Annotated in this window: 22 protein-coding genes; 3 read left to right on the top strand and 19 right to left on the bottom strand. The window is 72.1% G+C overall.

Annotation, left to right across the window (positions count from 1 at the left end):
• The first annotated feature begins 8 nt into the window (after positions 1–8).
• Both ACFKCF_RS16045 and ACFKCF_RS16040 read left to right on the top strand, forming a co-directional pair.
• Positions 9–1,271: a DUF58 domain-containing protein gene (locus ACFKCF_RS16045; protein WP_394494273.1), complete on the top strand. Its 1,263-nt coding sequence runs from the start codon at positions 9–11 to the stop codon at positions 1,269–1,271.
• On the top strand, positions 1,268–3,697 hold the full coding sequence (locus tag ACFKCF_RS16040) for a transglutaminaseTgpA domain-containing protein (RefSeq protein ID WP_394494271.1): 2,430 nt from the start codon (positions 1,268–1,270) through the stop codon (positions 3,695–3,697). Before ACFKCF_RS16045 ends, ACFKCF_RS16040 begins: the two co-directional genes overlap by 4 nt.
• A gap of 222 nt (positions 3,698–3,919) precedes the next feature.
• Here the strand turns inward: ACFKCF_RS16040 and ACFKCF_RS16035 are convergent, their stop codons facing one another.
• The 9 genes from ACFKCF_RS16035 to ACFKCF_RS15995 all read right to left on the bottom strand — a co-directional run bounded on the left by ACFKCF_RS16035 (position 3,920) and on the right by ACFKCF_RS15995 (position 13,586).
• On the bottom strand, positions 3,920–4,327 hold the full coding sequence (locus ACFKCF_RS16035) for a DUF3040 domain-containing protein (RefSeq protein WP_394494269.1): 408 nt from the start codon (positions 4,325–4,327) through the stop codon (positions 3,920–3,922).
• Positions 4,328–4,556: 229 nt separating this feature from the next.
• Positions 4,557–5,798 carry a DNA polymerase IV gene (gene dinB, locus ACFKCF_RS16030; RefSeq protein ID WP_394494267.1) on the bottom strand — a complete coding sequence of 414 codons (1,242 nt, stop codon included), beginning with the start codon at positions 5,796–5,798 and terminating at the stop codon, positions 4,557–4,559.
• A 46-nt stretch (positions 5,799–5,844) separates the two neighbouring features.
• Positions 5,845–6,597 carry a methyltransferase domain-containing protein gene (locus ACFKCF_RS16025; protein WP_394494505.1) on the bottom strand — a complete coding sequence of 251 codons (753 nt, stop codon included), beginning with the start codon at positions 6,595–6,597 and terminating at the stop codon, positions 5,845–5,847.
• Positions 6,598–7,044: 447 nt separating this feature from the next.
• Complete coding sequence (gene nusB, locus ACFKCF_RS16020; RefSeq protein ID WP_080041071.1) at positions 7,045–7,455, bottom strand: transcription antitermination factor NusB; 411 nt, start codon at positions 7,453–7,455, stop codon at positions 7,045–7,047.
• Between the two features lies 1 nt (position 7,456).
• Positions 7,457–8,017, bottom strand: coding sequence for an elongation factor P (efp, locus tag ACFKCF_RS16015; protein ID WP_394494265.1), 561 nt, complete (start codon positions 8,015–8,017; stop codon positions 7,457–7,459).
• 26 nt (positions 8,018–8,043) lie between these two features.
• Positions 8,044–9,081 carry a M24 family metallopeptidase gene (locus ACFKCF_RS16010; RefSeq protein ID WP_394494262.1) on the bottom strand — a complete coding sequence of 346 codons (1,038 nt, stop codon included), beginning with the start codon at positions 9,079–9,081 and terminating at the stop codon, positions 8,044–8,046.
• Between the two features lie 70 nt (positions 9,082–9,151).
• Positions 9,152–10,849 (bottom strand): serine/threonine-protein kinase, encoded by a 1,698-nt coding sequence (locus ACFKCF_RS16005; RefSeq protein WP_394494261.1) that lies wholly within the window; start codon positions 10,847–10,849, stop codon positions 9,152–9,154.
• A gap of 179 nt (positions 10,850–11,028) precedes the next feature.
• A complete protein-coding gene (locus tag ACFKCF_RS16000; RefSeq protein ID WP_394494259.1) occupies positions 11,029–12,318 on the bottom strand; it encodes a dicarboxylate/amino acid:cation symporter in 1,290 nt (429 codons plus the stop codon).
• Between the two features lie 227 nt (positions 12,319–12,545).
• Positions 12,546–13,586 carry an LLM class F420-dependent oxidoreductase gene (locus ACFKCF_RS15995; RefSeq protein WP_394494257.1) on the bottom strand — a complete coding sequence of 347 codons (1,041 nt, stop codon included), beginning with the start codon at positions 13,584–13,586 and terminating at the stop codon, positions 12,546–12,548.
• A gap of 94 nt (positions 13,587–13,680) precedes the next feature.
• Between ACFKCF_RS15995 and ACFKCF_RS15990 the strand changes: the two genes are divergently transcribed.
• Complete coding sequence (locus tag ACFKCF_RS15990; protein WP_394494255.1) at positions 13,681–14,568, top strand: endonuclease/exonuclease/phosphatase family protein; 888 nt, start codon at positions 13,681–13,683, stop codon at positions 14,566–14,568.
• Here ACFKCF_RS15990 and ACFKCF_RS15985 read toward each other — a convergent pair.
• The 10 genes from ACFKCF_RS15985 to ribD all read right to left on the bottom strand — a co-directional run bounded on the left by ACFKCF_RS15985 (position 14,554) and on the right by ribD (position 23,099).
• Positions 14,554–15,132, bottom strand: coding sequence for an NTP transferase domain-containing protein (locus tag ACFKCF_RS15985; RefSeq protein ID WP_394494253.1), 579 nt, complete (start codon positions 15,130–15,132; stop codon positions 14,554–14,556). The genes ACFKCF_RS15990 and ACFKCF_RS15985 overlap by 15 nt on opposite strands.
• On the bottom strand, positions 15,129–16,220 hold the full coding sequence (locus tag ACFKCF_RS15980) for an XdhC family protein (protein ID WP_394494252.1): 1,092 nt from the start codon (positions 16,218–16,220) through the stop codon (positions 15,129–15,131). Before ACFKCF_RS15980 ends, ACFKCF_RS15985 begins: the two co-directional genes overlap by 4 nt.
• The gene (locus ACFKCF_RS15975; protein ID WP_394494250.1) at positions 16,213–17,289 is read right to left on the bottom strand and encodes a VWA domain-containing protein; all 1,077 of its coding nucleotides are present in this window, start codon (positions 17,287–17,289) and stop codon (positions 16,213–16,215) included. Before ACFKCF_RS15975 ends, ACFKCF_RS15980 begins: the two co-directional genes overlap by 8 nt.
• Positions 17,282–18,148, bottom strand: a complete 867-nt coding sequence (locus ACFKCF_RS15970) for an AAA family ATPase (protein ID WP_394494247.1) — start codon at positions 18,146–18,148, stop codon at positions 17,282–17,284. The genes ACFKCF_RS15975 and ACFKCF_RS15970 overlap by 8 nt, the downstream gene beginning before the upstream one ends.
• Positions 18,149–18,243: 95 nt before the next feature.
• The gene (locus tag ACFKCF_RS15965; protein ID WP_394494245.1) at positions 18,244–18,696 is read right to left on the bottom strand and encodes a PH domain-containing protein; all 453 of its coding nucleotides are present in this window, start codon (positions 18,694–18,696) and stop codon (positions 18,244–18,246) included.
• A 19-nt stretch (positions 18,697–18,715) separates the two neighbouring features.
• Positions 18,716–19,183, bottom strand: coding sequence for a 6,7-dimethyl-8-ribityllumazine synthase (gene ribH / locus ACFKCF_RS15960; protein ID WP_394494244.1), 468 nt, complete (start codon positions 19,181–19,183; stop codon positions 18,716–18,718).
• A 67-nt stretch (positions 19,184–19,250) separates the two neighbouring features.
• Entirely contained in the window at positions 19,251–20,468 is a 1,218-nt protein-coding gene (locus ACFKCF_RS15955) for a bifunctional 3,4-dihydroxy-2-butanone-4-phosphate synthase/GTP cyclohydrolase II (protein WP_394494242.1), read from the bottom strand.
• Positions 20,465–21,124 carry a nicotinamide riboside transporter PnuC gene (locus ACFKCF_RS15950; protein WP_394494240.1) on the bottom strand — a complete coding sequence of 220 codons (660 nt, stop codon included), beginning with the start codon at positions 21,122–21,124 and terminating at the stop codon, positions 20,465–20,467. Before ACFKCF_RS15950 ends, ACFKCF_RS15955 begins: the two co-directional genes overlap by 4 nt.
• Positions 21,121–21,711: a riboflavin synthase gene (locus ACFKCF_RS15945; RefSeq protein WP_394494238.1), complete on the bottom strand. Its 591-nt coding sequence runs from the start codon at positions 21,709–21,711 to the stop codon at positions 21,121–21,123. Before ACFKCF_RS15945 ends, ACFKCF_RS15950 begins: the two co-directional genes overlap by 4 nt.
• Positions 21,711–23,099, bottom strand: a complete 1,389-nt coding sequence (ribD, locus tag ACFKCF_RS15940; RefSeq protein WP_394494236.1) for a bifunctional diaminohydroxyphosphoribosylaminopyrimidine deaminase/5-amino-6-(5-phosphoribosylamino)uracil reductase RibD — start codon at positions 23,097–23,099, stop codon at positions 21,711–21,713. The genes ACFKCF_RS15945 and ribD overlap by 1 nt, the downstream gene beginning before the upstream one ends.
• Positions 23,100–23,188 lie beyond the last annotated feature (89 nt).

Genomic DNA, 23,188 nt, shown 5'->3' with positions numbered 1-23,188 from the left:
GAGGCGCGGTGAGAGCCGGACTGCGGGCGCTTACCTCCAGGGGCAGGTCGTTCCTCGCCTCCGGCATCGCGGCGCTGCTGATGGCCGTGATCCTGGGCGAGAACGACCTGTTCAGGATCGGCGTCCTGGTGACGGCGCTGCCGCTGCTGGCGGCCATGGTGGTGGCGCGCACGCGCTACCGGCTGAGCTGCGCCCGGCGCCTGGACCCGCCGAGGGCCGAGGTCGGCGGCGAGGCCACCGTGACCCTGCGGCTGGAGAACGTCACCAGGCTGCCGACCGGCCTGCTGCTCATCGAGGACACCGTTCCTTATGCGCTGGGCGTGCGGCCCCGGTTCGTGCTGGACCGGGTCGAGTCGCGGGGCGTGCGGGAGATCGACTACCGGGTGCGCTCGGACCTGCGCGGCCGTTACACGATCGGCCCGCTGTCGGTCCGCATCGCCGACCCGTTCGGGCTCGTCGAGCTGACCCGATCGTTCACGATCAGCGACACGCTCGTGGTGACGCCGCACGTGGCGGCGCTCCCCCACGTGCGGCTGTCGGGTGAGTGGACGGGCGGCGGCGACAGCCGTACCAGGAGCGTGGCAGCGGCAGGCGACGACGACGTGGCGCCGCGCGAATACCGGCAGGGCGACGACCTGCGCCGGGTGCACTGGCGCTCGACGGCCCGCCGCGGCGAGCTGATGGTGCGCCGCGAGGAGCAGCAGTGGCAGAGCCGCGGAGCGCTCCTGCTGGACACCCGCAGATACGCGCACCGCGGCGAGGGCCCGCGCTCGTCGTTCGAGGTGGCGGTCTCGGCCGCGGCCTCGATCGGCGTGCACCTCGCCCGCGAGGGCCTCGGCCTGCGGCTGGTGACCGACCAGGGCGCCGAGCACCTGACCGACACCGGACTGAGCTGGTCGCTGCTCGACACCCTCGCCGTGGTGCGGCACAGCCCGGCCCGCTCCCTGGAGATGGGCGTCTCGGCCCTGCGCCAGGGCGGGGGCGACGGGCTGATCGTGGCCGTGCTCGGCGACCTCGACCCGGAGGAGGCAAGAGAGCTGGCCAGGCTGAGGCACAGCGGCATCACCGCCGTGGCGGTGATGCTCGACGTGAGCACCTGGGACGGCGGGGACCGCGTGGCCGCGGAGAACCACCAGGCCGTGCAGACGGTCCTGGCCGGATACGGCTGGCGCATCGTGCGCCTGCCCGCGGGCACCTCGATCGCCTCCGTCTGGCAGAACGCCGCCAACCGCGGCAGGTACGCGCTCAACCCGGCGGGAGGTGCGGCATGAGGCTGACCATCGCCTCCGGCGTGGCCGCGTTCGCCGCGGCATTCCTGCTCTACCCGCTCTTCCAGGGCGGCTCCTGGTTCTGGACGTCGCTCGGCGCCGTGCTCGCCGTCATGGCCGCGGGCCTGCTGAGCAGCCGCCTGTCGCTGCCCGCGTGGGCGGCGCCGCTGGTCGCGCTGCTCGCGGTGTGGGTCTACCTGACCGCGGCGTTCGCCTCCGCCAAGGCGTGGGCGCTGGTGGTGCCGACCCGCGGGTCGGTGGTGGAGCTGGGCAGGCTGCTGGGGGTCGGCTGGGCCGACATCCAGCGCTTCGCCGCTCCCGTACCGGAGACCACCGGCATCACGCTGCTGACCACCGGCGGCGTGGCGCTGATCGCGATCGCCGTGGACCTGCTGGCCGCGCGGCTGCGCAAGGCGGCGCTGGCCGGGCTGCCGCTGCTGGCGCTGGCCACCGTTCCGGCGACGATCCTGCCCGACCCGATCAGCTGGCCGGCGTTCATCCTGGCCGCGCTCGGGTTCATCGGCCTGCTGATCGCCGACGGGCGCGAGCGGGTCGGCCACTGGGGCAGGGCGGTGCTGGTACGGCGGACGACCCGCGCCACGTCCTCCCGCCCCGACGCCCGCGGTTCGGCCGACACCAGCGGGCTGCGGCTGTCGGGCAAGCGCATCGGGTTCGCCGCGATCGTGCTGGCGGTCCTGGTACCCGCCCTGCTGCCGGCCATGGAGCCGGTGTCGTTCTTCACGTTCGGCGTGGGCGGCAACGGCTCGGGCCGGGGCAACTCGATCAGCATCCCCAACCCCGTCGCGGGCCTGAGAGGCCAGCTGGAGCTGCCGGAACGGCGTGTGGTCCTCACCTACGCCAACAACGACGACAAGCCCCGCTATCTGCGCATCTACGCGCTCGACACGTTCGACGGCCAGCAGTTCGGCATGACGGATCCCCAGGGCGCCCTGCGGAACAGGACCGACAACGGCCCCCTCCCGGCGCCGCCCGGCCTCGGCCCCCAGCCGAAGATCAAGACCGTCACCACGAACATCCAGATCAGCGACGAGCTCACGAAGCTGGAGTTCCTGCCGCTGCCGTACCCTCCGAGACAGATCCAGATCGACGGCGACTGGCGGGCGGACGCGGCCACGCTCATGGTCTTCTCCACCCGCGACGAGGCCGTCGGCGCCGAGTACGACGTGACCACGAGCGAGCCGGAGCCCACGCCGGACCTGCTGGACTCGCTCAGCGGGACCCGTCCCAACGTCGATCCCCGCTTCCTGAGGCTGCCGGACAACATCCCGCCCGAGATCGCCGAGCTCGCGACCAAGCTGACCGCGAACGCCAGGACGGACTACGAGGCGGCGGTGAAGCTGCAGCAGTTCTTCACCGGCGGCGACTTCACCTACAACCTCAGCACGCAGGGGCACGGCAACTCGGCGCTGCGGGACTTCCTGCTGCGCGACCGTACGGGCTACTGCGAGCAGTTCGCCACGTCGATGGCGGTGCTGGCCAGGCTGGTGGGCATCCCGGCGCGGGTGGCCATCGGCTACACCGGCGGCACGAAGGTCGGCGACCGGTGGCAGGTCGGCACGAACGACTCCCACTCCTGGCCCGAGCTGTATTTCGAGGGCGTGGGCTGGCTGCCGTTCGAGCCCACTCCCTCGGGCGCGGCCGGCCAGGGCAGCGCGCGGGTGCCCGAGTACACCCAGCCCAGGCCGGAGGCGACCGGGGAGGCCTCGACGCCGACGCCGGGCTCGACCAGTTCGTCCGCTGACGAGCCGGTCGACCCGCAGGCCCGGCGCAACCCGCGCGAGCTGGACCGCGAGGGCGTGGTCGCCACCGGCGGGCTGCCGACGGACGACTCGATGCCGCTGATCGGCCAGATCGGCATCGGCGCGGGAGCGCTGCTGCTGGTGCTGCTGATCCCCGCGGGCCTGCGTCTGATCACCAGGAACCGGCGCGTGCGCACGCTGGGCTGGAAGGTCTCGGAGCCGTCGGACGAGCTGACGGCCACGATCGCGTCGAAGTCGGGAGGCCGCCATCCGTCGGTCGCCGCCGCCTGGGCGGAGCTGGACGACGTGCTGTACGACTACGGCATGGCCCGCCAGCTCAGCGAGACCCCGCGGGCGCTGGCACGGCGGCTGACCCAGCAGTACGAGTTCGACGCGGACTCGGCGGCGGCCATCACGGCCATCGCGTCCGCGGTGGAGCGGGTGCTGTTCGCCAGGGATCCCGGGCAGGTCGGGCCGTTGCGCAAGGACCTGCGCAAGGTGCGCCAGGCGCTGGCGGCGACGGTGTCACGCGGGCGCCGGCTGCGGGCGGTGCTGCTGCCGCCGTCCACGCTGCGGCGGCTGCGGGGGCTGGGCGAGCGCCTGCTCGACGGGTTCGACCTGCTGGAGAACATCAAGCTGCGAAGGACGGCCACCCACAAGGGCTCCTGACCGACCGACGCGTCCGGCCGTCCCCCTCGTCGAGGGGGACGGCCGGTTTCGTCTCCGGGGGCGTCGGCGCCTTCCTTGCTGGCTTCGGGGGGCAGGGGACCTGCGTCCGTCGGCTGAGCCTTCACCCGCCGGGGCGGACGGGCGCATGCTGGGGACAGGAAGGGCCGCCTCCCACACGAGGGCCGCCCGGACGCTGGTCCGGACGGCTCCGCAGGTCAGCGGTCAGCGCTCATCGTTGCGGCGGCGCCAGCGCTCTTCCATGCGCTCCATGAACGTGCCCCGGCGAGCCCGGCGGGTCTGCTTGCCCGGAGGAGGGGCAGAGCCCGAGGCGGGCGCGGAGTCACCGAACCCGTTCATGCGTTTCCAACTGGACAGGCCCCACAGACACGCGGCGAGCATGACCACGAAACCGCCGACGCCGAGAGGGATCAGGGCACTGCCACTCATCACCACGCCGACCATCATGATGACGACGCCGAGAGCAAAGCCGATGGAGGCCTTGATCAGACGACGCTTGTAATGGCTGCGCGGGTCACTGATCCTTACGGTGTTGGCCCACTTCGGGTCCTCGGCGTAGAGGGCCTGCTCGATCTGGTCGAGCAAGCGCTGCTCGTGCTCAGAGAGCGGCACGGCGCCTCCCAAGGACAGCCCCAGGACGGGGAAGACGGCAACGGACGACACGGGGTGTCCGAACCTCGCGGTCGGTTATCCCCAGAATACGAGGCTGTAGACGTAGGCGAAAGCAAACGTCCAACGCAGACCAAACCGGAGGTGTCGCCATGGCTCCATTGTGGCCCATCTCGCCCCCCTTCCCCCAAAATCGCGACACTGATGCCCCATAAAAATCCGGACATCGGCGTCATCTCTCTACATCATCAAGCTTGCCACGTACGAGCGATGCTGGGACCACCGCATCGGGACCGAATCGCCGGATCGCCTTGTCCATGGCCTGCTCGGCCTCGCGCCAGCCGGTCTCCCGCTCGCCGAGGCCGAGCTGGTGGGTGGCCTCGCCCGCGGGCCGCAGGTTTTCCATCCTGACCCCGACCAGGCGCAGCCGCACGCGCTGGAGGCCGGCCGCCTCGTACAGCTGGCAGGCTGTGGCATAGATCACCTGGGCCACGTCGGTCGCCTCGCGCAGGGTGCGCGAGCGGTTGATCGTCGTGAAATCAGCGCGGCGGAGCTTCACACTTACAGTCCTTCCCACGTGGCCGCCCTTACGCATCCTGGCGGCCACCCGCTCGGAAAGACGCAGCAACTCCCGCTTGATCACCTCGGGATCGTCCACGTCGGCCGCGAACGTCTCCTCGTTGCCGATGCTCTTGTCGGCGACGTGGGCGCTCACCGCCCGCTCGTCGCGGCCCCAGGCCAGCGCCGCCAGGTGGCCGCCCACGGCCTGGCCGAGCTCGCGCTGGAGGGTGGCGGGCGGCACCCTGGCAAGGTCGCCGACCGTGCGGATGCCCAGGCGTACGAGAGACTGCTCGGTGCGCTCGCCGACGCCCCACAGCGCCGAGACCGGCAGCGGGTGGAGGAAGTCGACGACCTGGTCGGCGGGCACCACCAGCAGCCCGTCGGGCTTGCACTGCTTGCTGGCCAGCTTGGCCACGAACTTGCTGCCGGCCACGCCGACCGAGCACGTGATGCCGTAGCGGTCGAGGACCTGCTCCCTGATCATCGCGGCGATGGCGGCGGGCGGGCCGAGCCGGCGCCTGGCGCCGGCGACGTCGAGGAACGCCTCGTCGGACGCGATGGGCTCGACCAGCGGGGTGATCGTGTGGAAGATCTCCATGACGCCCTTGGAGACCTCGGAGTATTTGCCGTGGCTGGGCGGGATGATCGTGGCCTGCGGGCACAGCCGGCGCGCCCTGCTCATCGGCATCGCGGAGTGCACGCCGTGGGCCCTGGCCTCGTACGTGGCGCTGAGCACGACGCCGCGCCCCGCGGGCGAGCCCACGATCACCGGGCGGCCGCGCAGCTCGGGACGCTCGAGCAGCTCGACGCTGGCGAAGAAGGCGTCCATGTCGACGTGCAGGATCGGGCAGCCGCTGTCGTCGGCCCCGGTGCGTGGAGCGGGGCCGATGCCGGTGATCTGCTTGCGAGACACGCCGTCGATTCTATCCGAACATGCGTTCTATACCCAGAGTCGGGCCTCAGGACCTGTGCGCGAGCACGTGCAGCTGAGTAGCGATGTCCCGCAGCACGGGGTGGGTGGCGGCGACCTGCTCAAGGGCGACGAGCGCCTCAGCGGCGCCGGGCTCGCCGTCGACGAGCCTGCTCGGGACCAGGTCGGCGAAGACGCGCACGCCGTGGACGGCGCCGACGGCGAACCCGGTCGCGGTCAGCAACTCGGCGAGCGTCTCGGCGGCGAAGCGCCTCGGGGTGGGGTCGCGGTCGCCCCAGGTGCCCCGCGGGTCGTCGAGCACCGCCCGCGCCTCTTCGAACTGGCCCGCGAGCGCCCGATGGATGGCGCTGCCGACGGGATTGGCGGCCAGCACGCTCACCGCGCCGCCCCTGCGCAGCAGTCCCGCGACGGCGGTCAGCGCGCTGATCGGGTCTTCGACGTATTCGAGCACGCTGTGGCAGAGCACCAGGTCGGCACTGTCGCGGCTGAGCAGCTCGCCCAGGTCGGCGGCGTCGCCCTGCAGGGCCCGCACGCCCACGCCCTTCTCCTTGGCACGGCGCTCGAGCGCGGCCAGCGAGTCGGGGCTCGGGTCGACGACGGTCACGGCGTGACCCAGCGCCGCCAGCGGCACGGCGAACCCGCCGGTGCCGCCCCCGGCATCGACGATGTCGAGCCCCTCTCGGCCGGTCGCCGCCGTCCGTTCGGCCAGCGCGGACCGCAACGCGTCCCAGACGACGGCGGTCCGCACCGCCGGGGTCCTCGTGACGCCTTCAGCACGCAACGTCGGCTCGCCTCCCTCTCCCCTCGCGACGGGCCCGCGCTCCGGGCCCCTCGCGATCGCGCACTCTATGAACTGCGCTTCTCCGCGGACGGGCCCCAGCCTACGCCGTGCGCCGGTCCCCCGCTCGCCGCCACCCGCCGCGCCCCCGTCCGGGTCACCGGTGGGGTCAGGCGTCGAACGCGGCGGCCAGCCGTTCGGGCGGCCCAGCCGCCACGCGTCGGTCAGCAGCTCGCCCATCTCCTCGGAGCCCACCGGCAGCACCAGAACGTCGCCCTCGGGCGAACCACCGCCGCAGACACGGAAAGGGGCGCGTCGCGGCTGGTGACGCGCCACTTGTCCGCACGCCCTCTGGCCACGGCCAGGCTTCCGCGAGCCGTGCAGGCGCTTGGTTGGAAGGTACGCCTAACTTGTTTGGAACGTACCCCGAACTCCGGCTTTTGACGGTGTCTAAAGGGTGAGGCTTGGCTTGAGCTGCTTGAAGCGGGCCAGCAGCCCGTTGACGAACTGCGGCGACTCGTCGGTGGACAGCTCACCCGCCAGGTGCACCCACTCGCTGATCACCACGCCCTCGGGCACGCCGGGCATCCAGAGCAGCTCGTACGTGCCCCCGCGCAGCAGGTTACGGTCGACGGCGGGCATCCGGTCGAGGGTCCAGCCCTCGGCGTACGTGGTGATCAGCTCGTCGATGCGCGCGTGGTGCCGGGCGACGCCCTCGACGATGGTCGAGGTGTATTCGTTCACCGGGGGCTCCTGCCGCTCCACGCGTTCGGCGAGGATCTTCAGGGGATCCTCGCCGCGCAGCTCGGCCTCGAAGAGGATGTCAAGCGCCCGCCGGCGTGCTTTGCCGCGTGCCGACACCTCAGGCCCGGCCGAGGTATTCGCCGCTGCGGGTGTCGACCTTGACCTTCTCGCCGGTGGTGATGAACAGCGGCACCTTGACCTCGGCGCCGGTCTCCAGCGTGGCGGGCTTGGTGCCGCCGGTGGAGCGGTCGCCCTGCAGGCCGGGCTCGGTGTTGGCGATGGTCAGCTCGACCGCGGCGGGCAGGTCGACGTAGAGGGCCGAGCCCTCGTTGAACGCGACCGTGGCCAGAGTGTTCTCCAGCATGTAGTTGGCGGCGGTGCCGACGGTGCCGCTGGGCACGTTGACCATGTCGTAGGTCTCGGTGTCCATGAACACGAAGTCGTCGCCGTCCTTGTACGAGTACTGCATCTCGCGCTTGTCGACGTTGGCCACGTCGACCTTCACGCCGGCGTTGAAGGTCTTGTCGACGACCTTGCCGGAGAGGACGTTCTTGAGCTTGGTGCGCACGAACGCGCCGCCCTTGCCCGGCTTGACGTGCTGGAACTCGACCACGGCCCAGAGCTCACCGCCATCGAGCTTCAGCACCATGCCGTTCTTGAGGTCGTTGGTCGTCGCCACTCGTTCTTCTCCCGCGTGCGGCCGCTCTAAAGGACGAGCAGCTCCTTGGACGTCTTCGTGAAAAGTTCCGGCCCGCCCTCACGTGTCACCAGGGTGTCCTCGATGCGAACCCCGCCCCGGCCCGGGAGATAGACCCCAGGCTCGACGGTGATCGGAACTCGATCCTCTAGTCTACCGGTCCGCGAAGGGCCGAGGAACGGCTCCTCGTGGATCTCCAGGCCGACGCCGTGTCCCAGGCCGTGCCGGAAGCGGCTTCCGTACCCCGCGTCCTCGATGACGGTGCGGGCCGCCGCGTCCACCTCCCTGGCCCCCGCGCCCGGCGCGAGCGCGTGCCTGCCGGCCCGCTGCGCCTCGGCGACCAGGTCGTAGATCTCGCGCTGCCAGTCCGTCGGCGGGCCCAGGCAGACCGTCCTGGTCATGTCGGCGTGGTAGCCCTGGTAGCGGGCGCCGAAGTCGATGGTGACCAGGTCGCCGGCGCGCAGGTCCCTGCCGGAGGGGGCGTGGTGCGGGATCGCGCCGTTCTCGCCGGCGGCCACGATCGTGTCGAACGCGGGCTTGTCGGCGCCCAGCTCGGTCATGCGGTGGTCGAGGAGGCGGGCGACGTCGCGCTCGCTGATCCCCGGGACGATTTTCCCGGAAATATCGGCAAATGCCTGGTCGGTGATCTCGCAGGCCGTACGGAGGAGCTCCAGCTCGCCGTCGTCCTTGACCGCCCGCAGCAGCTCCACCACCGGCTCCAGCGGCACCAGCCCCCCGCCGAGGCGCCGGTACGTGGCCACGCTCATCCACGCCGCCTCGATCCCGATCCCCGGCTCCGCGAGCGCGCTCTCCACGTCGTACGCCTCGACCGACGGCACGTCCAGCGTGCGGGCCACCTCGATGTAGCGGTTGTCGGTGGCCAGCAGCGCCGTGCCGTCGGCCCTGACCAGCACGGCGGCGTTCGAGCTGGCCAGCCCGGTGAGGTAGCGGACGTTCACCGGCGAGGTGACGAGCAGGGCCGGAACCTCACGCTCGGGCAGCAACTCGGCGAGGCGGGCCCGGCGTGCCACGTAGTCGACGTTCATGGCGCCAATGTACGTGTTCCGCCCCTGACGTCACTATCGCCCGCCACCTGGCCGAGCCCGCCTGGAGCACCTAGTTGTCGGGCAGCTGCCAGTCGTTCAGGACCTGCGCCGCCGGCCCGGTCCTTTCCATGCCGCCCTTCTCCTGCGCCCGCCTGAGGTCGCGGTAGACGCCGGCGATCTGGTCGATCCCCGCGTCGATGCGGCCCTCCTCGAAGCTCCTGGCCGCCTTCCTGATCTTGTCGCGGGCCTTGCCCGCCACCTTGGGGTCGATCGCGCCCATGGCCTGCTGGGCCATCAGCGCCTCGTCGAACTCCGACAGCCACTTGCGGTAGCCGCCCGGCGGGATCGCATCGCCGAAGGTGGCCTTGGGCTGGACCGTCCCGCGCAGCGAGGTCGGCTCGGGCCCCAGGGTGTTCACCAGGCCGGGCGTCGCGTCCGGCGTGGACTCCTCGGTGGGGAGGGTGGTCGGCAGCGTGGTCGGCGGTGTGGTCGGCGGTGTGGTCAGCTCCATGGTCGGTTCGGGGGTCGGGGTGGAGGCGGTCAGCGGCTCCTCCTTCCTCGCGCCGGCCCACATCACCATGACGACGGTCACCACCGCGATGACCACCACGGCGCCGCCGAGCTGGAGGATGAGCCTGCGGTTCGACGCGGGGGCGGGCTCGAGGTCGCCCGCCTGGTACACGGCGGTGTCACCGGCCCTCGGGCCTCCGCCGTGCCCCGCGGCCTGGAAGACCTCGGTCGCGCCCGACCCGTCGCCCCGGAACGTGCCGGCCCCGGGCGCGCCGCCCTGGCCGCCGGGCGGCACTCCGCCGTCCCGGAGGGAGACGCCCGTCACGGGCATGGCCGGCCCGGGCGGAGGCGACCCAGGGGGAGGCGGCACGAGGAGAGCCTGCCCTGGCGGAGGTGACACGGAGGAAGGCTGCCCAGGCCCGGGCGGCACGGGTGGTGCCGCGGCGGGCGGTGCGGCCGGGTTGCCGCGCGGCCGCGCGATGGCGGCCAGCGCCCGCCGGATCGCCTCACCGCTGCCGGGCCGCTTCGCGGGATCCTCGGCGATCATGGCCAGCACGAGCCGATCCAGCTCCGGGGACACCTCGCCCCTCGACGCGCTCGGCGGTGCGGCCGCACCCCGCCCCGAGGCGCCGCCGGAGTCGCCCTCCGCCCCGGCGCCGAAGGGCGGCCGGCCGCACAGGAGCTCGTAGCAGACGCATCCCAGCGCGTACAGGTCCCCGGTGGCCGCGGCCTCCTGCCCCGCCGCCCGCTCGGGCGCCACGTACCGCGGGTCCCCCGGCACCCGGTCGTCCATCCCGAACCCGACGACCTTGAGTACCCCGCTCCCGGCCAGCCGGAAGCTGTGCGGGGCGACATTCCCGTGGACGACCCCGGCCCGGTGCGCGGCGTCGAGCCCGGCCGCGGCCTGCCCGACGAGGTCGCACACCTCGACGATCGGCAGGGGCCCGCGCGCGGCCAGCTCCTCGCCCAGGCTGGGCCCGGTGAGGAACTCCATCACCAGGAACGGCGCCCCGTCGTGGTCACCGACGTCCAGCACCATGGCCACGTTCGGATGGATCACCCGGGCCACGGCCTGGGCGTGCTGCCTGAGCACCTCCCGGGTGGTGGCCCCCGCCACCCGGGCGCCGAGCACCTTCACGGCCACGACCCAGTCGGCCCGCGTGTCGTACCCTCGCCACACCTCACCCATCGGCCCGCTGCTGATGCGCTCGTCAAGCCGATACCGGTCAGCGACCAAGGACGGCGTCGCGTCGGACATATCCCCGCCAATTACTCGAATATCAGGATTTCCGACCCACCATAGGGCCCCACAGCCCCTGCCGCCCCATCATCCGGCCCCATCATCCGGCCCCGTCATGCAGCCCCGTCATGCAGCCCCGTCATCAAGCAGGGCGGCCCGCCGCTCGCGTACGAGCAGTGGGCCCCCCGCTGGCGAGGTCAGGCCGCCACGGGCTGCGGCGCGCGCCCCACCGGCGCGGCCGCGTCGAGCGGCTGGGGCGCGGCGTTGAAGACGGCATCGTCCAGCCGGCCCTCCGAGCGCGCCACCAGGACGGGGACGACGAGCTGCCCCGCGACGTTGGTGGCGGTGCGGATCATGTCGAGGATCGGGTCGATGGCCAGCAGCAGGCCGACGCCTTCAAGGGGCAGCCCCAGCGTGCTGAGCGTGAGCGTCAGCATGACGGTCGCGCCGGTCAGGCCCGCCGTGGCGGCCGAGCCGACCACCGACACGAACGCGATCAGCAAGTAGTCGCCGAACCCGAGGGGCACGCCGAACACCTGGGCCACGAAGATCGCGGCCAGCGCCGGATAGACGGAGGCGCAGCCGTCCATCTTGGTGGTGGCGCCGAACGGCACCGCGAAGGAGGCGTAGTCACGGTCGACGCCGTTGCGCTCGACGGTGACCCGCTGCGTCAGCGGCAGCGTGCCGACGGACGAGCGGGAGACGAAGGCCAGCTCGATCGCGGGCCAGGCGTTGCGGAAGAACTGGACGGGGTTGACCTTGCCCCACACCGCCAGCACCGTCGGGTAGACGGCCAGCAGCACGATGAAGCAGCCGATGTACACCCCGGCGCTGAACTTGGCCAGCGGCGCCAGCAGGTCCCATCCGTACGTGGACACGGCCTTGCCGATCAGGCCCGCAATGCCGATGGGGGCCAGGCGCAGGACCCACCACAGCGCCTTCTGGACCAGTTCCAGGACGGAGCGGGCGAGGTTGAGGAACGGTTCGGCCTTCTCGCCCACCGCCAGGGCCGCCGCGCCGAGCACGACCCCCAGGAAGACGATCTGCAGGACCTTCACCTCGGTGAAGGCGGTGACGATGTTGGTGGGCAGGATGCCGGTGACGAAGTCGAGCCAGGTGCCCGCGCCCTCGGTGTCCACGGCCTTGGCGGCGGCGGTGTCGAGGGTGACGCCCTGGCCGGGGTTGATGAGCAGGCCGAGGCCGATCGCCAGCGCCACGGAGACGAACGCGGTGATGAGGAACCACACCAGCGTCTTGGACGCGAGCCGGGCGGCGCCGTTGACGTTGCGCAGGTTGGCCACGCTGACCAGCACGGCGGTGAAGACCAGGGGCGGCACGGCGAGCTTGAGCAGCTGGACGAAGATCTGCCCGATGCGGGTCAGCGTCTCGGCCAGCCAGGCCACGTCCCAGATCTTGGCGGCGAAGCCCAGCGCGATGCCGGCCGCGAGGCCGACGAGCAGTTGCAGGGAGAAGGAGAATCTCTTCATGGGTGGGGGAAGCTCCCGAGGAAAACGGCATGCCGACCGGCCACGCGAGCGGGCATGCCAGGTGAGGATTTGGGTGATCGAGGCTGACGCGGTCAGCGACAGAGCGATCCGTGCAACCGGCACAGATCGATGTGCAGCCGCTCGACGAGCCACACGAACACCAGGGAGAACCTCACGAGCTCCCACAACACCCATAAAAACGGGCATATTCCACTAAAGGATGTGACTCACCCCACGATGTCCTTAATGGTCTCGATCAGCCGCACCCGGTCCTCGTGGGTCCTGCCGAGCGGCGCCACGTTCAGCGTGGTCACCCCCGACTCCTTCATCGCCTGGACGCGGTCGCGCACGAACCCCTCGCTGCCGATCAGCGACATGCTCTCCAGCAGCTCGCCGGGCACCAGGGCGGCCGCCTCGTCCTTCTTGCCCTCGAGGTAGAGGTCCTGGATCCGCTCGGCCTCCTTCTCGTAGCCGTAGCGCCTGGCCAGGTCGTTGTAGAAGTTGCGGCCCTTGGCGCCCATGCCGCCGATGTAGAGGGCCGCCATCGGCCGCCCGAACTCCAGCAGCCCGGCCACGTCGTCGCCGATCGCCAGGGACGCCTGCGCGATCACGTCCAGCTCGCCCAGCTCGGGGTCGCGCTTGGCCTTGCCGGTGGCCAGGGACGCGCCCCACACGCCGGCGGCCTTCTCGGGCACGTAGAAGATCGGCTCCCAGCCCTCGGCCAGCTCGGCGGCCAGCTCGACGTTCTTGGGCCCGATGGCGGCGATCACGATCGGGATGCGGGGCCGTACCGGGTGGTTGATGAGCTTCAGCGGCTTGCCCAGGCCCGTGCCCCGGTCGGGCGGGAGCGGCAGCGTGTAGTGCTTGCCCTCGTGCACCAGGCGCTCGCGCCGCCACACCTGGCGGCAGATCTCGATGACCTCCCTGGTACGCCCGAGCGGCGCCGTGTACGGCACCCCGTGGAAGCCCTCGATCACCTGCGGCCCCGACGCGCCGAGGCCGAGCGTGAAGCGCCCGTCGGAGACGTAGTCCAGGCCCGCGGCCGTCATGGCCAGCAGCGTCGGCGTGCGGGAGTAGATCGGCAGGATGCCGGAGGCGATCTCCAGCCGCTCGGTCCTGGCCGCGATGTAGCCCATCTGGCTGACGGCGTCGAAGCTGTAGGCCTCGGCCACGAACACGATGTCGAGCCCGGCCTTCTCGTAGTCCGCCAGCTCGGCCACCGTCTCCTTGAAGCCGCCCGAGTAGTTGAGTGCCATACCGATGCGCATGCCGGGCTCCCGATGAAACCGAATGATATTCCGTTGCGACGCGAACAGGCTATCGCGTCGGCGCGGCGGGCAGGGAGCCACTAGCCTGGATCAGGTGCTGAGTCGGCTCGTCGTCATCGTGTCCGCCGTGGTCGCCGTGACCATGGCCGGACACCGGCTGATACCTGCGCTCGGCGGGTTCACGCCGGTGATGGAGAGCCTGCTGCCCTGGCTGGGGGTGTCCGTGCCGCTGCTGCTGGTGGCCGGCGCGCTGGCACGCTCCAGGATGGCCCTGGCCGCGGCGCTGGTGCCCGGGGTGGTGTGGGCGGCGATGTTCGGCTCCACGCTGCTGCGCACGCCGCCGGGCGGCCCGAGCGACCTGGCCGTCGGCACGGTCAACGTGGGCGTGACCAACAACGCCTCGGGCGAGGCCGTCCGCATGATCGCCAAGGACCTCGACCTGCTGGCCGCCCAGGAGCTGACCAGCGGCGGCCCCGCGGCCAAGCAGCTCAACAAGATGTTCAAGTACCACTATCCGGTCAGCACGGTCGGCCTGTGGAGCCGCTACCCGATCAGCGAGACCAAGCCGCTCGACGTCGGCCTGGGCTGGCCGCGGGCGCTGCGCGCGGTGGTCGCCACCCCCAAGGGCAAGGTGACCGTCTACGTCATGCACCTGGCCTCGGCCCGCCCCGGGGAGACCGCCTCGCGCGACGCCTCTCTCGCGCACGCGCGCAAGCTCATCGACGCCGACCCGAGCAGGCGCATCCTGCTGCTCGGCGACCTAAACACCGCCACCACCGACCGGGGCATGCGGGGCCTGACCCCGCCGCTGAGCGACGCGCAGACCGTGGCGGGCGACGGGTTCGGGTTCACCTGGCCGTCCGAGTTCCCGATCACCCGGCCCGACCACATCCTGTTCAAGGGCATGACGGCGACCAAGGCGGGCGTCGCCCCCGCGACCGGCAGCGACCACCGCGCCGCCATCGCCTCACTGCGGCTCTAGGTGGGGCTCCAGCAGCCGCAGATCCTGGGGCGTGTCGATGTCGGCCGGGTCCCCGTGCTCGTCGCACGGCACCTCGGTGACCAGCTCGGGGTGCTCCTTCATGAACGGCCGCGCCCCCACGTCCCCCACGGCCAGCTCCGCCACCTCGGCGAAGTGCTCGCGGGCAATCAGCACCGGGTTCCTGCGCTTGCCCCCGTAGGTGGCGACCGCCAGCTCCGCGCCTGAGGCGATCAGCGCCCGTACCGCGCCCGGGCCGATGAACGGCTGGTCGACCAGCGCGATCACCACGGACTCCGCCTCCCGCGGCAGCGCGGCGAGCCCGACCCGCAGGGACGAGCCCATGCCGGACGCCCAGTCCGGGTTGCGCACGGTCACCGCCCCGCGCACCTGTACGGTGGCCGCGCCGAGCACGACCACGACGGGGTGGCAGCCGCCCTCCTCCAGCAGTCGCACGCCGCGGTCGACCAGGCGCTCGCCCGCGTACTCGACCAGCGCCTTGGGCGTGCCCAGCCGGGCGCCCTCCCCCGCGGCCAGCAGCAGCCCGGCCACCTTCGCGCTCTTCATGAGCCCTCGTGGTGGATGCGGCCCTCGGTGCTGGACAGCGGGCGGCCCGAGCCGCCCCAGCGCAGCTGGATCAGCTCGGCGGCGATCGACACGGCCGTCTCCTCGGGGGTGCGCGCGCCGAGGTCGAGCCCGATGGGCGAGCGCAATCTGGCCAGCTCGGCGTCGGTGAGCCCGGCCTCGCGCAGGCGTTCGAGCCGGTCCTCGTGGGTGCGGCGCGAGCCCATGGCGCCCACGTACCCGGCATCAGTGCGCAGGGCCACCTCCAGCAGCGGCACGTCGAACTTGGGGTCGTGGGTGAGCACGCAGATCACGGTGCGCCCGTCCACCTGCACGGAGGCCAGGTAGTCGTGCGGCCACTTGACCACGACCTCGTCGGCGTCGGGGAAGCGCTTGGCGGTGGCGAAGATCGGGCGGGCGTCGCAGACCGTGACGTGATAGCCGAGGAACTTGCCCACCCTGGCCACCGCCGCCGCGAAGTCGATCGCCCCGAACACCAGCATGCGCGGCGGCGGCGCGAACGACTGCACGAACACCGCCAGGTCGTCCAGCCGCCGCTCCCCCTCGCCGCCGTAGTGCCTGATGCCGGTCAGCCCCTGGGCGAGCATGCCGCGCGCGTCGTCGTCCACGGCCTCGTCGAGCCGGTCGAGCCCGAGCGTGCCGGAGGAGCGGTCCGGCCAGATGATCCGGCGGGCGCCGATCCGCCCGGGGCCGGAGAGAATGGTGGCGACGGCCACCGGCTCGTGCGCGTCCACGGACATCGCGATCTCGCCCAGTTCGGGGAAGGTCTCGATGGAGATCGGCTCGACGAGGATGTCGATGATGCCGCCGCAGGTCAGCCCGACCGCGAACGCGTCGTCGTCGCTCACGCCGTACCGCTGCAGGACGGGCTCGTCGACCTCGGCGGCCAGCTCGAACACCGCGCCCTCGACGCACCCGCCGGACACGCTGCCGACCACCTCGTCGCCGCGCACCGCCATGGCCGCGCCCGGCGGCCTGGGCGCGCTGCTGAACGTGCTCACCACCGTCGCCAGCCCGAACTTGAGCCCCGACCTCCACCACCTCATGATCTCCGGCAGCACGTCACGCATGGGCCAGCCTTTCGCTGAGTCGCTCGTATGCGGCCAGGCTGTGCCCGGCCACCAGGTCGTCCACGTACGGCAGGGCGGCCCGCATGCCGCCCGTGAGGGGCTGGTAGTCCGCATACCCCTTGTGCGGGTTGACCCAGATCACCCGGTGCGCCTGCCTGGCCAGCCTGGCCATCTGCGTCCCCAGCAGGGCCGGGTCGCCGCGCTCCCACCCGTCCGAGGCAATCACCGCGATCGCTCCGCGCGCGCTGTAGCGGGACAGGTACTCCTTGAGCTCGTCGCCCAGCCGGGTCCCGCCGCTCCAGTCGGGGACGGCCTTGGAGACCTCGTTCAGGGCGGTGCCGGGGTCGCGGTGGCGCAGCTCGGCGGTGACGGCGGTGAGCCTGGTGCCGACCGAGTAGACCTTGGTGGCCCGGGGCTCGCTCCTGACCAGCGCGTGGGCGAAGCGCAGCAGGGTCTCGGCGTACGGGGCCATCGAGCCGCTGACGTCCACGAACAGGACGACCGTGCGCGGCCGGGTGGTGTGCCGCTTGTGCCGGAGCCGGGCGACGTCACCCTTCCTGAGCGCGTCGCGGATGGTGCGGCGCGGGTCGAGCACGCCCCGGTGGGCGCCCTCGAAGCGGCGCGAGCGCCGCCGTTCGCGCCCGCACCTCAGCATGGCCAGCATCCGGTGCACCTCGGCCCGCTCGGCCTCGGTCAGCCTGGCCACGTCGCGGTGCCGCAGCACCTCGGCCCGGCTCGCCGTCGCGGGCGAGGCCGTCCCGTCGTCGCCGCCGTCCGCCTCGCCGTGCGTCTCGGCCGCCAGGTGCCTGGTGACGCTGGTCGTGCTCGTACGGGCCACGCCCGCCCGTACCCCGCCGAAGTACGCGGCGAAGCACCGGTCGTAGCGGGGCAGGTCGTCGGGCGTGGCGCAGAGCGTGAGCCGCCCGGCCCAGTAGACCTCGCCGGAGTCGGCCACGTCGAGGTGGTCGAGCGCCCTGAGCATGTTCTGGGTCCGCTCGTGATCGGCGGCGACCCCGGCCGCCCGCAGCGTCCTGGCGAACGCGGTCACGGTGGCGACCAGCTCATCCATGGGCCAGCAGCCCGTTGCCGAGCACGTTGGAGACGTCCTCCCGGTACTTGAGGGCCGCCCCGAGGGTGGCCGCGGCCAGGGCAGGATCGAGCTCCTTGGCCCCCAGCGTCAGCAGCGCCTCGGTCCAGTCGAGCGTCTCGGCCACGCCCGGCGGCTTGACCAGGTCCGCCTGCCGCAGCCGCTCGGCCGCCCGCGCCACCTGCACGGCCAGCGTCTCGGTGCAGTCGGGCAGCCGGCGCAGCAGGATGGCGACCTCGCGGTCGAAGCCGGGGTGCTCCAGCCAGTGGTAGAGGCAGCGCCGCTTGAGCGCGTCGTGCACCTCGCGCGTCCTGTTGGAGGTGACCACGACCACCGGCGGCGTCGTGGCCCTGACGGTCCCGAGCTCGGGGATGGAGATCGTGAAGTCGGAGAGCACTTCGAGCAGGAACGCCTCGAACTCGTCGTCGGCCCGGTCGATCTCGTCCACCAGCAGCACGCTCGGCTGCGTCTCGATGGCCTTGAGCAGGGGCCGCGCGATCAGGAACCGCCTGTCGTAGATCTCCCCCTCCAGCCGGCCGACGTCGGTGACGCCCGCGGCCTCCGCGGCTTTCAGGTGGAGCAGCTGGCGTGCGAAGTCCCAGTCGTACAGCGCCTGGGCGGCGTCCAGCCCTTCGTAGCACTGGAGCCTGATGAGCGGCGCCTTGAGCAGCGCCGCCAGCGTCTTGGCCAGCTCGGTCTTGCCGACCCCCGCCTCCCCTTCGAGGAAGAGCGGCCGGCCCATCTTCAGCGCCAGGAAGGCGGCCGTGGCCAGCCCTTCGTCGGCCAGGTAGGCGTGCCGGTCGAGGAGCTCGATGAGCTTGTCCGGCGACTCGATGTCCATTGCCTTGATTGTCCGCCGCAGCACTCCTTCAGGCTACGTCGACACCCGGCCCGGCGATATTCGTCCGCCGGCGATGACAGCAGGTCATCGACCGGCTACTTCTCGCGAGCCTCGCCGCGCTCCCGGATCAGGGCCTCCAGCTCGGCCGTGGCCTGGGCGGCGCGGAGCTTCTCCGAGCCCTGGATGCCCATGGCCCCGATGGTGCGCCCGTCGGAGGTGTCGATCTTCGGCCAGGGGTCGCCCACCAGCAGCGTGACCTCCAGGATCTCCGGCCACGAGTAGCGGTGGGTGCGGGCGGCGTTGACGATCGTGATGCCCTCGTCGTCCGCCTCCACCCGCACCCGCCCCAGCAGGTGGAGCACGAACGCCACCGCGCACCCGAACGCCACGATCGCCAGCCGGTCGGGCAGCTTGAACGGCTCGGCGATGAAGACCGCCATGAGCACCGACCCGAGCACGACCACGGCGCCGGAGCTGTAGGCGACGATCCGCGGTCTGCGGGGACGCCAGGTGACGGGCAGGGGCGGTGGAGTGATCGGCTCGGGCACGAAGGAAACCTACCGCAGGCTAGTGGAGGTCCCGCAGGAGGAGGGCGGTCTCGAGCGCGGCGACGGCCGACTCGTATCCCTTGTCCTCCTTGCTCCCCGGCAGGCCCGACCGGTCGAGGGCCTGGTCCATGGTCTCGCACGTGAGGACGCCGTTGCCGACGGGCGTCTCCTCGTCCAGCGAGATCCGGGTCAGGCCCGCGGTCACCGAGTCGCAGACGTAGTCGAAATGGGCGGTCTCGCCCTTGATGACCGCACCCAGCGCCACCACCGCGTCGCAGCGGCGGGCCAGCGCCTGGGCGACCACCGGGATCTCCAGCGAGCCCGGCACCCGCACCACGGTCGCCGTGGCGCCGCTGTCGTCGCAGGCCTGCAGGGCCCGGGCCACCAGCTGGTCGGTGATCTTGGCGTGCCAGCTGGCCGCCACCACCCCCACGCTCAGCCCCGAGGCGTCGGGCACCGCGACGCCCGGCCTCCCCTCACCGCTCATGCGACCGCCTCCGTCGGCCGCAGGAGCGGTGGACCGCTGTGTTCGATCGGTCGCTCGCCACGCTCGCTCATGATGCCTCCGAGATGTGATGGCCGAGGCGGTCGCGCTTGGCCGTGAGGTAACGCTCGTTGTGCGGGTTCATGGCCACGGGGAGGGGCTCGCGGCCGAGGACCTTGATGCCGTACCCGTCCATGCCCTTGAGCTTGGCCGGGTTGTTGGTGAGCAGCCGCACCGATCTGACGCCGAGGTCGGCCAGGATCTGCCCCGCGTTGGAGAACTCCCGCGCGTCCACCGGCAGCCCCAGCTCCACGTTGGCGTCGACGGTGTCGCTGCCGTTGTCCTGCAGGTTGTACGCCTTGAGCTTGGCCAGCAGGCCGATGCCCCGGCCCTCGTGGCCGCGCAGGTAGACGATCACGCCACGGCCCTCCTGGGCGATGGCCGCCATGGCGTTGCCGAGCTGCACCCCGCAGTCGCAGCGCAGCGAGCCGAACACGTCGCCGGTCAGGCACTCGGAGTGGGCCCGGACCAGGATGTTCTCGCCGTCGGACAGGTCGCCGAAGACGAGCGCGACGTGCTCGCCGCCATCGAGCGCGCTGGCGTAGCCGTAGACCCGCCACATCCCGTACGCGTTCGGCAGCCGCGTCTCGGCCACCCGCGTGACCATGCTCTCGGCCCGGCGGCGGAAGTCGACGAGCTGCTCGATGGAGACCAGCGCCAGGTCGTGCTCGTCGGCGAAGCGGCGCAGCTCCGGCAGCCTGGCCATGGTGCCGTCGTCGTTGACCACCTCGGCCAGCGCGCCCGCGGCCGACAGGCCGGCGAGCCTGGCCAGGTCGACGGCCGCCTCGGTGTGGCCGCGCCTGGCCAGCACGCCGCCCTCCTGGTAGCGCAGCGGGAAGATGTGCCCGGGGCGCACCAGCTCGTTGGGCTCGGTCGCGGAGTCGGCGAGCGTGCGGATGGTCTGGGCCCGGTCGGCCGCGGAGATGCCCGTGGTGACGCCGTCGCGGGCGTCCACGGTGATCGTATACGCCGTGCGCATGCGCTCCTTGTTGTGCACCACCATGAGGGGCAGCCCGAGCCGGTCGAGCTCCTTGCCCTCCATGGCCACGCAGATCATCCCGCTGGTGTGCCTGATCGTGAACGTGCACAGGTCGGCCGTGGCCTTGGCCGCGGCGAAGATGAGGTCGCCCTCGTTCTCCCTGCTCTCGTCGTCGACCACGACGACGGGCCGGCCGTTGCGGATGTCGTCGATGGCCCGCTCGATCGGGTCCAGCTTGATGTCGCTCATCGCGCCACCGCCACGCCGACCTCGGCCGTCCGGTATTCACGCAGCCACTTCACGAACCCGATCACCACCAGCACGAAGAAGATCCCGTACACCCATCCTGAGACAACCAGCCCCGAGCTGAACGCCAGCGGCACGCCCACCAGGTCGACGGCCACCCACACGATCCAGAAGTCCACCAGCGCCCGGCCCTGCGCCCAGGTGGCCATCGCGCTGCCGACGAAGATGTAGGCGTCGGCGGCCACCAGGAAGGCGCCCTCCGGCAGCGGCACCTGCGCGCCCCACGACAGGCCGGTGAAGAAGAACAGCAGCCCGACCAGGGCCGTGCCCAGCAGCATCACGCCGATCAGCACGGACCGCTCCCACCACGCGGCGGGGCGGACGCGCAGTTGCCTGCCGTCCTGCGTGCCGCGCCGCCACGCCCACCAGCCGTAGACCGCCAGGCCCGCGAACAGGGCCTGCTTGAGCGCGTTACCGGTGATGTGCGCGTTGATCGAGGCGATGAACAACAGCACCGAGCCGGCGAACTGCACCGGCCAGGTCCACATCGACTTGCGCATGGCGAGCAGGACCGTCGACAGGGCGGCGATGTTGCCGATGAGGTCCGTCCAGAGCACATGGGTGCCGAATACGTTGAATCCGGCGTCGGCCCAGTTCACTGCCTGACCACCAGCCTTTCCACATACTTAGCGATCACGTCGACCTCGATGTTCACGATGTCGCCCACCTGGCGCTCGCCCATGGTCGTGAGCTTGAGCGTGGTGGGGATGAGGCTCACACCGAAGCTGTCGTCGTCAACCGTGGTCACCGTCAGGCTGATTCCGTCGATCGCGATCGAGCCCTTCTCCGCCACGTACGGGCTCAGCGCCCCGGGGAGCGAGAACCGCACGTCGTCCCAGCTCTCGCCGGGCTCCCTGGACAGCAGCACGGCGGTGCCGTCCACGTGGCCCTGCACGATGTGGCCGCCGAGGCGCTGGTCGGCGCGTACGGCGCGCTCCAGGTTCACGGGGGAGCCCTGGAGGAGTCCGCCGAGGGAGCTGCGGTCGAGCGACTCCCTCATCACGTCCACGGTGAACACGTCGTCCTCGACCTCGACGACGGTGAGGCACACGCCGTTGACGGCGATCGAGTCGCCGTGCTTGGCGTCGGAGGTGACGACGGGGCCGCGCACCGACAGCACGGCCCCGCCGCCCGCCTGGTCGATGGCCACCACTTCGCCCTTTTCCTCAATGATTCCGGTGAACATCACTGCTCCCTGCCTGGTTGAGTGGCGGGCCGGGCGATCAGCCGCACGTCCGGCCCTATAGGGGAAATTTCGTCAAAAGTCAGGCGGTGCATCTCGCCGATCGTCCCCACCCCGGCCGCGCCGAGCGCGGCCCGCCCGGAGCCGAGCAGCGCGGGGGCCAGGTACGCGACCACGCGATCCACCAGGCCCCGCCGCAGGAACTCCCCGGCCAGCGTGGGGCCGCCCTCCAGGAACACGCTGACGACCTCGCGCGCGGCCAGCTCCCGGAGGAGGGCTTCGAGGTCGAGACCGTGGCCGTGGCGGGGGAGGCGCAGGAGGTCGGCCTTGAGCCCGGTGTCGGTGTTGTCGGCTACGGCGACGAGCGTGGGGGCGCTGTCGTCGAGCACCCGGGCGTCCTGCGGCGTCCTGCCCCTCGTATCGACCACGACCCGCACCGGCCGCCGCCCGGCCACTCCCCGCCCATCACCCGCGTCAGGACTCCCCGCCCCACCACGGACGCCGACGCCCGCGCTCCGAAGCCCCTGCCCGGCGTCGGCGGCGCCCTCAGCCGGACGCATGCCGCCCGCACTCTTGTCGCCCGTCCCACGGCGGGAACGTGCCGACGCGGGAACCACCGCGCCGACGCGCGCCTCCGGATCGCCGGCTACGCCCGCCTCCTGGCCGTCGCCGCCAGGAGCGCTCGCACCGTTGCCGGCACCCGCACCGGCGCTCTGGCGGCCCTCCACGCCGCCGACAGCTGCGAGGACGGCGGCGGGGCGGGCCGTGAGGTGGGGGTCGTCGGCGAGGACGGTGCCGATCCCGGCGACGATCGCGTCCGAGGCGGCCCGCAGCCGGTGCACGTCGGCCCTGGCCTCGGGCGAGGTGATCCACTGGCTGGTCCCGTCCTCGGCCGCCGACCGCCCGTCGAGCGTGGCCGCGAACTTCCAGGTCACGTGCGAGCGCCCGAGCCGCGCGTACGTCAGCCACTCCTCGTTGCCCCGCGCCGCCTCGGCGGCCAGCACCCCGGACGTCACCGAGATGCCGTGTGCCCGCAGCCGCGCCGCGCCGCCGGCCGCCCTGGGGTTGGGGTCCGGAACCGCGATCACCACCCGCGCGACCCCCGCCGCCAGCAGCGCGAGGCTGCACGGCCCCGTCCGGCCGGTGTGGTCGCAGGGCTCGAGCGTCACGTACGCCGTGCCGCCCCGCGCCCGCTCCCCCGCCTGCGCCAGCGCCACGACCTCGGCGTGCGGTCCGCCCGCGTACGCGTGGAAGCCCTCGCCCGCCACCTGGCCGCCGGCGTCGAGCACGACGCAGCCCACGACGGGGTTGGGGCTGGTGGTGCCGTGTCCGTGCCCGGCCAGTTCGACGGCGCGCGCCATGTGCGCGGCGTCCTGCGCGGGTATCTCCACCCCGGGTCTCCTACTCGCCAGTAGCTCCAAGCCACGGCGGGCCCCGGGGGATTTCGGCCCTGATGCTGCTGTGCGTCAGGGCAGGCGCC

The sequence above is a fragment of the Nonomuraea sp. JJY05 genome (genome assembly GCF_043496855.1).
In the GTDB taxonomy this organism is placed as follows: Bacteria; Actinomycetota; Actinomycetes; order Streptosporangiales; family Streptosporangiaceae; genus Nonomuraea.
Note: the sequence above shows the minus strand (reverse complement) of the source record. Positions and strands in the feature narration are given on the sequence as shown.